The 12432-nt window shown below is 38.1% G+C and carries 12 protein-coding genes; 2 read left to right on the top strand and 10 right to left on the bottom strand.

Going from position 1 to position 12432, the window contains the following annotated elements:
- Nucleotides 1–102: 102 nt before the first annotated feature.
- From AC4PHI_RS08865 to mtnA, 5 genes are all read right to left on the bottom strand, one after another.
- The gene (locus tag AC4PHI_RS08865) at nucleotides 103–699 is read right to left on the bottom strand and encodes a YczE/YyaS/YitT family protein (protein WP_492199557.1); all 597 of its coding nucleotides are present in this window, start codon (nucleotides 697–699) and stop codon (nucleotides 103–105) included.
- Nucleotides 683–2014 (bottom strand): APC family permease, encoded by a 1332-nt coding sequence (locus tag AC4PHI_RS08870; RefSeq protein WP_492199558.1) that lies wholly within the window; start codon nucleotides 2012–2014, stop codon nucleotides 683–685. The genes AC4PHI_RS08865 and AC4PHI_RS08870 overlap by 17 nt, the downstream gene beginning before the upstream one ends.
- Nucleotides 2015–2093: 79 nt before the next feature.
- Nucleotides 2094–2687, bottom strand: a complete 594-nt coding sequence (locus tag AC4PHI_RS08875; protein WP_492199559.1) for a class II aldolase/adducin family protein — start codon at nucleotides 2685–2687, stop codon at nucleotides 2094–2096.
- A 2-nt stretch (nucleotides 2688–2689) separates the two neighbouring features.
- Nucleotides 2690–3427 carry a nucleoside phosphorylase gene (locus AC4PHI_RS08880; RefSeq protein ID WP_492199560.1) on the bottom strand — a complete coding sequence of 246 codons (738 nt, stop codon included), beginning with the start codon at nucleotides 3425–3427 and terminating at the stop codon, nucleotides 2690–2692.
- A 2-nt stretch (nucleotides 3428–3429) separates the two neighbouring features.
- The gene (gene mtnA / locus AC4PHI_RS08885; protein WP_492199561.1) at nucleotides 3430–4485 is read right to left on the bottom strand and encodes an S-methyl-5-thioribose-1-phosphate isomerase; all 1056 of its coding nucleotides are present in this window, start codon (nucleotides 4483–4485) and stop codon (nucleotides 3430–3432) included.
- Nucleotides 4486–4647: 162 nt separating this feature from the next.
- Here mtnA and AC4PHI_RS08890 point away from each other — a divergent pair, with 162 nt between their 5' ends.
- A complete protein-coding gene (locus AC4PHI_RS08890) occupies nucleotides 4648–5415 on the top strand; it encodes a DeoR/GlpR family DNA-binding transcription regulator (RefSeq protein WP_492199562.1) in 768 nt (255 codons plus the stop codon).
- A 14-nt stretch (nucleotides 5416–5429) separates the two neighbouring features.
- Nucleotides 5430–6599, top strand: a complete 1170-nt coding sequence (locus tag AC4PHI_RS08895; RefSeq protein WP_492199563.1) for an iron-containing alcohol dehydrogenase — start codon at nucleotides 5430–5432, stop codon at nucleotides 6597–6599.
- 495 nt (nucleotides 6600–7094) lie between these two features.
- On the opposite strand, the gene AC4PHI_RS08900 is transcribed toward AC4PHI_RS08895, so the two are convergent.
- From AC4PHI_RS08900 to trpX (AC4PHI_RS08920), 5 genes are all read right to left on the bottom strand, one after another.
- Complete coding sequence (locus tag AC4PHI_RS08900; protein WP_492199564.1) at nucleotides 7095–8285, bottom strand: coenzyme F420-0:L-glutamate ligase; 1191 nt, start codon at nucleotides 8283–8285, stop codon at nucleotides 7095–7097.
- Between the two features lie 281 nt (nucleotides 8286–8566).
- Nucleotides 8567–9331 carry an ABC transporter ATP-binding protein gene (locus AC4PHI_RS08905; protein ID WP_492199565.1) on the bottom strand — a complete coding sequence of 255 codons (765 nt, stop codon included), beginning with the start codon at nucleotides 9329–9331 and terminating at the stop codon, nucleotides 8567–8569.
- A 3-nt stretch (nucleotides 9332–9334) separates the two neighbouring features.
- The gene (locus tag AC4PHI_RS08910; RefSeq protein WP_492199566.1) at nucleotides 9335–10204 is read right to left on the bottom strand and encodes an ABC transporter permease; all 870 of its coding nucleotides are present in this window, start codon (nucleotides 10202–10204) and stop codon (nucleotides 9335–9337) included.
- Nucleotides 10201–11232: a tryptophan ABC transporter substrate-binding protein gene (gene trpX / locus AC4PHI_RS08915; protein ID WP_492199567.1), complete on the bottom strand. Its 1032-nt coding sequence runs from the start codon at nucleotides 11230–11232 to the stop codon at nucleotides 10201–10203. The genes AC4PHI_RS08910 and trpX (AC4PHI_RS08915) overlap by 4 nt, the downstream gene beginning before the upstream one ends.
- Nucleotides 11213–12253 carry a tryptophan ABC transporter substrate-binding protein gene (gene trpX, locus AC4PHI_RS08920; protein ID WP_492199568.1) on the bottom strand — a complete coding sequence of 347 codons (1041 nt, stop codon included), beginning with the start codon at nucleotides 12251–12253 and terminating at the stop codon, nucleotides 11213–11215. Before trpX (AC4PHI_RS08920) ends, trpX (AC4PHI_RS08915) begins: the two co-directional genes overlap by 20 nt.
- Between the last annotated feature and the right edge of the window lie 179 nt (nucleotides 12254–12432).

The following is a 12432-nucleotide window of genomic DNA, read 5'->3' on the forward strand; positions in this document are numbered from 1 at the left end:
TCAGTTTTGTTTTTATTTTTAAAACTTAGGGTTAGCCACTTTTCCTATTTCGATGCTTGTATCGAACAGACACAATATTCAAATACAGCTGATAGCTTTTAATCATTGTACGATTAGTTTCTTTCTACTCATTCTAACTGTCAATTCAATTACAGGTCCAATCATGAAAACACCTAAAAGAGTCCCAACACCAAATTTTCCACCAAGCACTACACCACTAATTACTAGTAAAAAATCTAACAATATTCTTATAAATTTTATACTCACATTGGTTCGTTCCGATATTACCATCATTAACCCTTCAAGCGCACCACAACCTAAATCTCCGAGTAAATATATACCCGTGCCAAATCCTAATACTACTGGTCCTAAAAGAACATAAATTATTTTCGGACCATTTAGGAAGGATTCAATTGTTAAGGCTGATAGTATATTAATAAAAAAACCTACTGAAAGTCCATTGATAAAACTTCCTAAACCTATTTTTTTTCTATCAACAATAAATACCAAGAACAATACAATAATATTAAACAATTGTGAAGCTGTACCAAAGAGAATATCAACATGATTAACGATTCCTAAAAGAAAGGTACTTATTGGATCCACTCCCCAGCTGCCGTAAATAAACATTTGAATGCCTAAGGCTGATAAAAATGATCCTAATAAGACTTGCAGACACTTCTTAATTAATCGTGGCATTCGCTTCATCCTCTGCGATTTTTTTCTCAATTTTATTTCCTTTAATATTTGCATACAGAACGACTACTGCGATGAAAACAAATAAAATCACCCATCCAATCCTGTCCAGATCACCAAAAGATAAATATGAACCGTAAGAAAATAAAATTAAACTGATTATTGGAATAATCTTTGTAAAAGGGACGGGCAACTTAAATGCGGCCTTCTTATATGCTTCTGGGTTCTTTTTAACAAGAAAGAATAAAGCAAATGCTGGTAAAATTCCAAAAATCATACCTACACCATTACCAAGCATGGAAATATAGGTAATATCCATCTTAGTCACTATAGGAAACATACCTACGATATAAAAAATAAGTAGCAGAAAATGTTGAGTTCCAAATGTTTTATTTTTTTTCGCTAATCCTTTAGGCAACCACCCATCTTCGATTGCCATTGCCAATCCTCGTGTACACCAAGAGAAAACACCATTTAAAGAACTAAAGAAATTCGCCAGGGCTCCACCTATGATAAAGAAAACAAATATGGGATTCGGAAGAATTTTTTTAGCAACCAAAGTCAACGGCTGAAATGCAACTTCTTCAGTTGGTAAAACTCCTGTTGCAACTATTCCTAAAATAAAATAAAACACCGCAACAACTAAAGTAGAAAAAATCATTACAAAAGGAATCATTTTACCTGGATTTTTTGTTTCACTACCCAGCTCTGAAATATACTCAGATCCAACCATCGCAAAACGTAATAAAGCAGAAGCCACAAAAAACTGAACAATACCATTGGGCATTACTGATTTCATTTCAAAAAACGGCTTAAAATCCGTAACCTGAGGTAATCCGTAAATGGAAAAAGCTGCTAGAGCTGCCAGTAAACAAATAACCAGTATTGTTTGAACTTTAGCTGCCATATGGATGCCGACAATATTAATAGCAAAGCAAATTGTCATTACAATACCAGCAACTAAACGAATATCTACTGAAACTAATGATGATAAATACTCAGCAAAACTCAGTGCATAAACAGCAATCACTAATTGACCCGTTACTAATAGAATCACATAGAAAAAGCCTGTTTTTTTTCCTATATAATCACGAACATAGGTATACATTCCTCCATTTGAAGGTACAGCAGAGCCCATAGCTGCAATACATACAACAGGAAAAAGTGTGATTATCGCTCCTACAATAAACGCCCAAGGTGTCCCGTACCCAGTTAAACCAATACTCACGCCAGTTAAAACCATAATTCCAGAACCAGTTATTTGACCAATAGAAATACTCATTAAATCCAGGAAACCTAATTTTCTCTTTTTTTTCATATTTTTTTCCTTTCTATCTTGAGCAACTGATATTTTCCAGACAGATAATGAATCTTTTAAAGTGACTAAATATCCTATCTTAATCTAATACATTAGGTACCCCAACTGATTTAGCAAAGTGATAAATTTTAGCTGCATCCTCCAAATAAACGCTTGATAAATAAGCATTCTCCAAATTATTTCCCATACTCATTGTTCCGTGATTTGCTAACAAACAAGCTTTCCGATTTACCAAATAAGGAGACGTTACTTTTCCTAATTCAACAGAACCAGCCGGAGCAAAAGGTGCTAGTTTAATATCACCTCCAAGGAAAGGTTTCATCTCAATAAGTATTTCCGGTATCCCCTCTCCGCACACTGCAAAAGCCGTGGCATAAGGTGAATGGGTATGAACTAGAGCAGAGTCACTCTTGAAATATTTATATATTTCAGTATGCATCGGCCATTCAGAGGATGGTTGATGTGGCCCTTCAATAATCTGTCCATCAAGTGAAATAACTGAGATATCATCCACTACCATAGTCGGATATTCGATACTACTAGGTGTGATGATTACTAAGTTTTTATGTTGGATGTACATACTTATATTCCCACTTGTGCCCGCCATTAATTTTTCGTTATATGCTTTTTTTGCAAACATTAATACTTTTTGCTTTGCCTGTTCTAACCCCATCTTTATACCTCGAGCTTCACAATTGCTTCTAGTGCAATTCGAATGCTTTCATCTACTGTTTTTTCTAATAATTCTGGATCTGGATCATTGTCTTCTGCACTTTCTAAAACGGCTAAGGCAGAACCATCTACAGATAAAATAGATCCTGCTTTTTTACCAAACATGGATGCGGCAATATATAAAGCAGCCAGTTCCATTTCCAAACCAACAGCGCCTGACTTAGCTTGTTCGACAGTATTGGTTGGCAAAATCCCCCCATAAAATGCACCATGTGTCACAACAACACCATCAAAAATTTTACTTGAAGATTTCTCTGATTCTTCAAGCAACACTTGTGTTGTTTTAAAATCGGCAATCGCAGGATATGATTTTGGAACATACATATCTGTCACGCCATCTTCTCTAGCTGCCGCAGTAGCAACTATTAAGGTCCCTGGTACGACATCTTTGTTTAACCCTCCACAAGTTCCAACTCTTACCACAACTTCGGCCCCACCTTTCATCATGCCAATAAACGCTAACATCGCACCACTGGCACCAACACCGTGGGAGATTACCATAAGTTCTTTACCTTTATATTTTCCTTTATACGTCCAATACTCTCTGTTCTTTTGAACTTCCACAACATCTTCTAATAAAAAGGAAATTTTTTTCGCTCTTTCAGGATCCCCTACGGTAATAACGCGTTTTGAAATCCCACCTGGTTTGATTTGTAATCCTGGTAACATTTGTTCAGTCATTTTTACATCTCCTTCATTTTTTTTAACATTTTTTCGTATGATGGTTCAGGATATAAAATCCCTTTTTCAAAAATCATCGCTGTAATTAACTCATTGGGCGTCACGTCAAAAGCCGGATTATACGTTTTTATATTATCGGGTGCTGTTTGTTTTCCAAAACCATGAGTTATCTCACGGGAATCTCTTTCTTCAATAGGAATGTCTCTACCAGTAGCTGTTGAAAAATCCACGCTAGCAAATGTAGAAGCCATATAAAATGGAATATTGTGATGTTTAGCGGCAACAGCCACGCTATAAGTGCCGATTTTATTCACCAAATCACCATTTGCAGCAATTCTGTCGCTGGAAACAATAACTGCATCAATCATCCCCTGTTGCATACAGTAGGCTGCCATACTATCGCAAATTAATGTAGTATCAATACCTGCAGCTTGTAATTCGTGGGCAGTTAATCTAGAGCCTTGAAGTAGTGGACGAGTTTCGTCTGCAAAAACTTTGATATTCATCCCTTTTTCTTTTGCTAAATAAAACGGAGCCAAAGCTGAACCACGCTCAACAGTTGCATAACTACCCGCATTACAATGGGTAAGAACTGTCATTCCATCCTTCAACAAGGATAATCCATATTCCCCAATTTTTTTACAATCATTAATATTTTCCTGACGTATATGATGACATTCATTCAGCATGTCCTCTTTCAAATCAGCTATAGTTTTTGCATTAGACTCCCTGCTGATTTTTCTGATACGGTCAATCATCACAAAAAGTTTGACAGCTGTCGGTCTAGCCGTTGCCATGTAATCTGCAACATCCTCTACCTCTTTTTTAAAAACCTCAAATGAATCCGCTTTCGAATGTTGAATGCCTAAATATACACCGTAAGCTCCTCCAATACTCAAAGCACCAGCACCTCTAATTGTTAGAGTTTTGATACATTCATGCATTTTTTCTGCTGTTTCAACACGGATGTATTCTGTCTTCACTGGCAGTTTAGTCTGGTCTAAAATAACCACTGCATCTTCATCCCATCTAATCGAGACTGGTAATTCTTTTTCCATTACGATCCTCCTGTGTTTTTCTTTTTTTTTGTTATAACAACTAGAATATACAACATTTACAAAGAATAGTCAACATTATTATGAAATTAATGTTGTTTATTCTGCTTAATTGTTGTATCATGTGTTTATAAACAAAAATAATTAGAAAAACGTGGTGATAAAATGTTAAAAGTTGATAGACAAAAATTTATTTTAGAGCAATTAAATGAAAACGGAAGCATCATGGTTTCTGCTTTGAGTGTTGAGTTAAACGTCACAGAAGAAACGATTCGAAGAGATTTAGAAGAACTTGAACAACAAAATAAATTAAAACGCGTGAGAGGAGGAGCATACTTACCTCAAGAGTTTGATAAGGAAGTACCCATAAATATTAGAGCTAATATTTATAATAAAGAAAAAGAAATGATTGCTAAAAAAGCAATGGAGTTTATTAAACCAAACGATACGATTTCTTTAGATTCAAGCACCACTGCTTATCATATCGCATCTAAATTAAAAGACGCCAGAATCAAAGTTACTATTATCACAAATTCGCTAAGAATCAGCCAATTAGTTGAAAATGTGCTAGATATAAAGCTAATTTGTACTGGTGGTGTTTTAAGACATCGTTCAAGTTCATTTGTCGGTTATAGCGCAACAAATAGTCTCTCGCAATTTTTTTCAGATAAAGCATTCGTTAGCTGCTCGACACTTTCTCTCAAACATGGTATTACAGACAATAGTTCTAGGGAAGGAGCATTAAGAAAAACAATGATAGAAAACTCTAGCGAAGTTTTTTTAATTGTAGATTATACTAAATTCGATACGCCTTCTTTATATAAAGTTGCAGAACTAACAGATGTCAAGAATATTATTACAGATAGAACTCTAGATGAAATAACGAGCACAAAATTGATTAGCCAAGATGTAAACATAATAATTGCAAACTAAGGAGGAAATAATCATTGGAAAATTTTATTTATTATAATCCTGCAAAAATCATTTTTGGACGAGATAGTCAAGAAACGATTGCAGAAGAAATTTTGCCTTACTCATCTAATGTACTTCTTGTGTATGGAGGAAAATCTATAGAAGAGCTAGGGATTTATGAGTCCATAACAAATCTGCTGAATCATAAAAATATCACATACTTCGAGTTTGGGAAAGTCGTGCCCAATCCTTTGCTTGAACATGTCCAGGAAGCAATTAAAATTTGTAGAAAAAATGATATCGGTTTTATTTTAGCTATTGGTGGAGGAAGTGCTATCGATACTGCAAAAGCAGTGGCTTTAGGTACGTTATACGAAGGAAATGTATGGGATTTTTATATCGGTAAAGCCTTACCCAAAACAGCGTTACCTATTGGAACAGTACTGACATTACCATCTTCCGGATCAGAAATGTCTAATGCATCCATCATTTCTAAAGGTAGTGAAAAATTGGGGTTTGAACACTCTTTGATTATCCCAAAGTTTTCTGTGCTAAATCCGGAATACACCTTAAAGTTACCAATGCATCATACTTTTGTAGGAATATCCGATATCTTTTCTCACCTATTAGAAAGGTATTTTACTGACTCAACTCATGTCACTTTAACAGATCATATGCTAGAGGGTGCCATGAAGTCATTAATAACGAACGCAAACAAAATCAAAAAAAATTCGAGCTCTTATGATTACAGAGCTGAAATTATGTGGACTGCATCTGTTGCTCATAATAATTTTTTGGATACTGGACGAGTTTCTGACTGGGGATCTCACCGTATTGAGCATGAATTAAGTGCACAATATAATATCATTCACGGGGAAGGAATGGCAATCGTTTTTCCGGCGTGGATGACATACGCAGCTAAAAATAAACCGGAAAAATTAGCCCAATTAGCAGTGAGAGTTTTTAACTACGATCCTTTGATGTATTCTGTGGAGGAACTTGCGAATTTAGCCGCAGAAAGTGTACAAAACTTCTTCTGCAGTTTAGGGATGAAAAAAAATTTAGAACAATTAGAGATTGACTCAACTCATTTTTCAATTATGGCAAAACGTGCCACAAAAAACGGAGCCGTTGGACACTATCTCAGATTGGAGGAAGCAGATATAATTAAAATTTTATCAATTGCTTTAAAAAATGACTTTTAATCTGCTAAAATCATGACCACCTATCAAATAGGTGGTCATGATTTTTGGCGCTGTGTGATGATGTATCTGATTGAGGTAAAGCAGGTCAAAACTATTCTCCAATTAACTTTTGAGAATCATAACGAATTAAGAGCTATATTTTTTATCTATCCGATTGCATAATTTTGGGTATGGATGAAATCTTTATTCACACCTATTTGTTATAAAAAACATATGAATTTTCTAGCTAGAATAAAGTCGTCCAACACTCATTAAAGAAGGTGAATTCACATATCTAATCATGATTGTATCGGGACTTCATTAAATTTAGAAGATTAAAATATCATTTTTGAAAAGAATTTCATATAGCTTTTAATACTTCGAGCCTCGCACTCTTGTCATTTTTAACCCGATAACCAAAAAGACAACTCCACTTATCTAAGCGAAGTTGTCCAAGTTTGTTATTTAAAGTCAACTAAATTCTAGCCATCCACATCATTTGACGAGAGCCAAATTTTATTGGGTGAAGTTATCAAAATATCCTTGGATAAATACGATAGGTGTCCCCTTGTCTCCACTGCCGGAAGTCAAGTCTGCCAGAGAGCCAATCAAATCTGTCAATCTTCTTGGCGTAGTTCCTTGTGCTTCCATCGCACCGGTCAAGTCGTCACCTTTATTGGTGATATGCTGTTTGATGGCTTCCTCTAATTCTGCACCATCCAAGTTTGAAAAATTATTATCTGCCAAATATTTCAATTTCACCTCATTAGGTGTGCCTTCCAAACCTGATGTATAGGCTGGAGAGACTACCGGATCGGCCAACTCCCAAATTTTTCCTACAGGATCTTTAAACGCTCCGTCACCATAGACCATCACTTCCACGTCTTTACCTGTTTCTTTTTTCATCAGCGACTGGATGGTATCAACTACCGGCTGACTTTCACGAGGAAATAATTTCACACCGTCTTCAGTGGATTTATTGGACCCTAACAAACCATACTGTTCATTATATCCGCTGCCGTCCACTGATTCAGATAAAATATTATCCAAGGTATATACTTTTTCTGCTCCATTTTGTTCCAATATCCTTTTCGTACGGTAACGTGTGTGGATATCGCAAGCCAGAATGTTTTTTGTATAGTTTAAAATAGTTTTCGGTTTTTGAGAAAACACAACTTCGCATTGAGCGCCCTCAGCCGAAATCAATTCTTTATAGTACTCAATATAGTCGACACCAGTAAAACGATGTTGATTAAAGCCGAACAAATTACGGAATTCTTTTTCAGTCAGCACGTCAGTCCAAGGATTGACCCCTTTTTCGTCCAGCATGTCCAGAGTAATCAGATGATTACCCACCTCATCAGAAGGATAGCTCAGCATCAGCACGATTTTTTTTGCCCCTCGTGCAATCCCTCTTAAACAATTAGCAAAGCGGTTGCGGCTCAAGATGGGAAAGATGACCCCGATAGTGTCATCGGCAAACTTATTTTTAATATCCGTAGCAATTTGGTCAATGCTGGCATAATTATTTTGGGCACGGGCAACGATTGATTCGGTGATCGCGATGATGTCCTGATCATGAATATCAAATTTTTCGGCCTCTGCTGCACGCAAAATACTGTCTACCACGATTCGTTCGATGTTATCTCCAGTTTTGATGATAGGGCAACGAATACCTCTTGACACTGTTCCAACTGTTCGTTCCACTAAAGATCGCTCCTTTTAGACTCAATGGTCTCATAAAATATCATTACTCTAGTACTATACACGTTTTATGAGCATAAGTAAAATGAATTTCAAGTAATTTGGCTGGTGTTGCTGCTAACGGTAGTAATTTCAAATCAAACAGTCTTCCAAACATTTAAAATGATAAAAAGTCAAAAATCAGACCAACAAATTTTGATATTACTAAGCAAATTAAAAGGAGAATCAACATAAAAATCAATGAAAGTTGGTTTGACAAATGATGTGTCCATTCAATCTATCTCCTACTCTTCAAACATTTCCGCCAAAAATCCTACGGTCAGTTGTTCTTTTTCCTGTTGAGTAAATTCCCGGTGGATTTTGCCGTCCTTTAAAAGAATCAGCCGGTTCCCATAGGTAATCGCATCTTCCAACCGATGTGTAATCATCAGGCAAGTCAAGTTTTTTTCTTTGATTCGTTCGTCTGTCAATGCCATCAAGGAACGGGCGGTTTTCGGATCCAAAGCGGCAGTGTGCTCATCCAGCAAAAGCAGTTCAGGGGTTTTGATTGTTGCCATGATTAAACTCAACGCCTGTCGCTGTCCGCCTGATAGCTGACCTGCGGACACATCTAAATGTTTCTCCAAACCGTTTCCGATTTCGCTTGTCATTTGATAAAATGTTTCTTTGTGCTGGGCCAGCTGACGGTTTTTAAACTTCCTCTTTTCTCCCCGGAGAGTTGCCAGCAATAAGTTTTCCGATACTGTCATTCTTGGAGCTGTCCCCATCTTAGGATCTTGAAACACACGGCCGATATATTTGGCCCGCTGTTCTTCTTTCTGATGGCTGACATCCCGGTCGTTGATTTTCACTTGACCTTGTGTCAACACTAAATTACCTGAAATACTATTAAAAAGAGTAGATTTTCCGGCACCATTTCCGCCTAAAACAACGACGAAATCCCCTTTGTTGACGGTCAGATCCACTTGGTCGAGGATGTTACGCGCCTCTTCAAACTCTCCCTTGATTGTTTTCGTGGCATTGACTAATTCTAATACAGGTGCTGTCATCAGTTATCCCCTGCCTTTCTTTACAAACTTTTGAACAGATAGTTGCGGCAATATTAAGAACAGTGCCAAAATCGCCGAAGAGAAGATTTTCAGATAATTAGTGTCTACGCCCAGTTTGATAACACCTAAAATAAGCAGCTGGTAAAAAATACTCCCCACAACAATCGCCACTAACCGTTCTCCCAAACGCAGCTCACCGAAGACAACTTCCCCGATAATAATTGAAGCCAATCCGATGACAATTACTCCGATTCCTTTACTCATGTCGGCACTGCCTTCGTACTGGGCCATCAATGAACCCGAAAGTGCAATAATCCCATTGGATATAGACAATCCCAACAATTTCATGTTGTCTGTTTTTATCCCTAAAGATTTTGCCATGGACTCATTGTCTCCCGTTGCAATGTAGCCTTGTCCCAACTGTGTATGAAAAAAGAAAAATAGAAAAGAAACAATTAGTGCCACGGCAATCAAGCCAATCAAAATCGTATCATAATTTTTGGGCAAGCCTGAATTAGACAGGAAATCACTCAAACGGCGATGATTCAATAAAGACAAGTTTGAACGTTTCATGACAAACAGCATGACTGACTGCAACGCCGACATCACTAGTATCCCGGATAAAATGACTGGGACTTTCCCTTTGGTATAGAGCAGACCTGTCACCAATCCCGCTACCATGCCTGCAAGGATTCCCAACAATGTGGCCGGAACAGGATGGACCCCCATGGTAATTGCGGTCACACTGACCGCTCCGCCCAGAGGGAAAGAACCTTCCGCCGTCATATCTGGAAAATTTAAAATACGGTAGGTCATAAAAATCCCCAAACCTAAAATAGACATCAACAGTCCTTGACCGATACTTAAAATCATTTTTCAGCTTCCCCCTTTATGAATCTTGCCTCGTCTTGATAGTTTTCCGGCAGTGTCAGCCCGAAAAACTCCATTTGCTTTTGGTTGACGACCAGCTCGCCAGTCTTGTAGGCGTAGACCGGTGTGGTTGCCGGATTGCTTTTCCCATCCAGTATATCCGCTGTCATCTCACCGGTTTTTTCACCTAAAGCATACTGATTGATGCCGATTGTCGCCAATCCTCCTTCAATCACCATCGTATCCACCGCAGGAAAAATCGGGACTTTATTTTGATTGGCAATCTGCACTACGGTTGAAATAGCGTTGGCAATCGTATTATCCGTAGGGATATAGATTACGTCCACTTCTTTCGTCATAGCATTCACCACTTGAGTGATTTCATTAGTTGAAGGCACCCCATATTTTTTTATTTCAATGCCTTTCTTCTCGGCTTTTTCTTTCACGATTTCCACTTGGCTTTTAGAATTGTCTTCTGCCAACGAATATAAAATCCCCATCGTCTTCACCTCAGGCAGCAAATCTGTTAAAAATTCCAACTGTTCGTCTACTGGCGATTCCAAACTGACTCCAGTGATATTCCCTCCCGGTTTTTCATTGGACTGAACGAGCCCCGCCTGTTGGGGGTTGGTGATTCCTCCCAACATAATTGGATGTTCGTCTGTCAGATTAGCAAGTGCTTGGACGGCTGGAGTACCGATACCTACAAAGATATCTGAACCTTTGTCCAGCAGCTGCTGACTCATCACACTGAGTTTGTTTTGATCTCCTTGACCATTTAAATAATAAATATGAACGGTTTCACCGTCTTTATACCCTCTTTTGGCCAAGTAGTCTACGGTCCCTTGATGGATATCATCCAAAGCCGGATGGGTGATAAATTGTAAAATCCCCACCGTTGGGATCTCTGTCTCTCCTTTGACTTGAGCTTCTTTCGGCAGAAGCCCGCCGTCAATAAAACCGTATATCAGAAATGCGCTGACGAAGCTGACGACAGCAAGGACAATGGAATTATTTGTTAGTCGTTTCATCAGTTTTTTCCTCCTCTGCGGCTGTGACAAATGTGGCTTCTTCCTTCATTTTTTTTGACAAGGTAATATTAAAACGCTCTGCCTGTTCCTCATTAATAATCAAGTCACCTGTTTTAAACGTATAGACTGGCGTGGTCGCAGGATCACTTTTCCCTTCTAGAATGTCGGCAACCATCTCGCCGGTTTGAAGACCTAATTCGTACTGATTGATACCAATCGTCGCCAATCCGCCCTCTGCCACCATTGTATCCACTGAAGGAATGATGGGAATATTTTCCTGATTGGCGATTTGTGTAACGGTAGGCATGACATTTGCAATTGTATTGTCCGTTGGAATATAAATCACATCAACTTCTCCAGCCATCACCGTCACCATTTGAGTAATTTCGTTGGTTGAAGGAATCGCAAAACGCTTAGTTGTCATCCCTCTTTTTTCAGCTTCTTTTTCTACCATCTGCACTTGAAATTCTGAATTATCTTCTGCCGAAGAAAACAGAATACCGATTCTCTGCGCTTCAGGCAATAATTCTTTCAGCAACTCTATCTGACTATTCACTGGTGACTGGTCACTGACACCGGTAATATTTCCGCCCGGTTCTTCATTGGAGTCCACCAATCCGGCACTTTCAGGATTAGTGATTGCTCCCAAGACGATCGGGATATCTTTCGTGACGTTTGCCAAAGATTGTGCTGCCGGCGTGGCAATACCAACCAAAACATCAGATTTTTTGTCTATCAACTGCTGGCTCATCATCGTTAGTTTATTATGATCCGCCTGCCCGTTTTGAAATTCGATGTTTACTGTCTTGCCTTCTTGAAATCCGCGTTCTTCCAAACGGTCGACCATCCCTTGATAAATTTGGTCCAGTGCAGGATGACTGACAAACTGCAAAACCCCCACAGTAGGAATATCCTCTACAACTGCTTTCTTGTTTTCTGCTGGCTCCTTTACCCCGGCGATAAATCCGTATGTCAAAATCCCCAAAAGGGCCGCTATCGCTACTAATAATCGCTTATTCATCTCATTTAACCTCCAATAAAATAATAATAAAAAGACAATAACCAGAACTAATGTTAGTGTGGTTATTGTCTCAAAAAAACAAAAACCCACATAGATCGCTTTTCTATGCGGGTTCAACTATTTAAAATCAAACAGGTCATGACCGACATAGATACAAGATTTAGATGTACTCTAAAGTT

It is taken from the genome of Vagococcus sp. QWL-13 (assembly GCF_058683555.1).

What these genes read in the sequence shown, in the direction of transcription:
- mtnA (WP_492199561.1), bottom strand. Translation starts at nt 4,485, where the DNA reads ATGGAAAAAGAATTACCAGTCTCGATTAGATGGGATGAAGATGCAGTG.
- trpX (WP_492199568.1), bottom strand. Translation starts at nt 12,253, where the DNA reads ATGAATAAGCGATTATTAGTAGCGATAGCGGCCCTTTTGGGGATTTTG.
- AC4PHI_RS08910 (WP_492199566.1), bottom strand. Translation starts at nt 10,204, where the DNA reads ATGATTTTAAGTATCGGTCAAGGACTGTTGATGTCTATTTTAGGTTTG.
- AC4PHI_RS08870 (WP_492199558.1), bottom strand. Translation starts at nt 2,014, where the DNA reads ATGAAAAAAAAGAGAAAATTAGGTTTCCTGGATTTAATGAGTATTTCT.
- AC4PHI_RS08865 (WP_492199557.1), bottom strand. Translation starts at nt 699, where the DNA reads ATGCCACGATTAATTAAGAAGTGTCTGCAAGTCTTATTAGGATCATTT.
- AC4PHI_RS08880 (WP_492199560.1), bottom strand. Translation starts at nt 3,427, where the DNA reads ATGACTGAACAAATGTTACCAGGATTACAAATCAAACCAGGTGGGATT.
- trpX (WP_492199567.1), bottom strand. Translation starts at nt 11,232, where the DNA reads ATGAAACGACTAACAAATAATTCCATTGTCCTTGCTGTCGTCAGCTTC.
- AC4PHI_RS08890 (WP_492199562.1), top strand. Translation starts at nt 4,648, where the DNA reads ATGTTAAAAGTTGATAGACAAAAATTTATTTTAGAGCAATTAAATGAA.
- AC4PHI_RS08905 (WP_492199565.1), bottom strand. Translation starts at nt 9,331, where the DNA reads ATGACAGCACCTGTATTAGAATTAGTCAATGCCACGAAAACAATCAAG.
- AC4PHI_RS08875 (WP_492199559.1), bottom strand. Translation starts at nt 2,687, where the DNA reads ATGGGGTTAGAACAGGCAAAGCAAAAAGTATTAATGTTTGCAAAAAAA.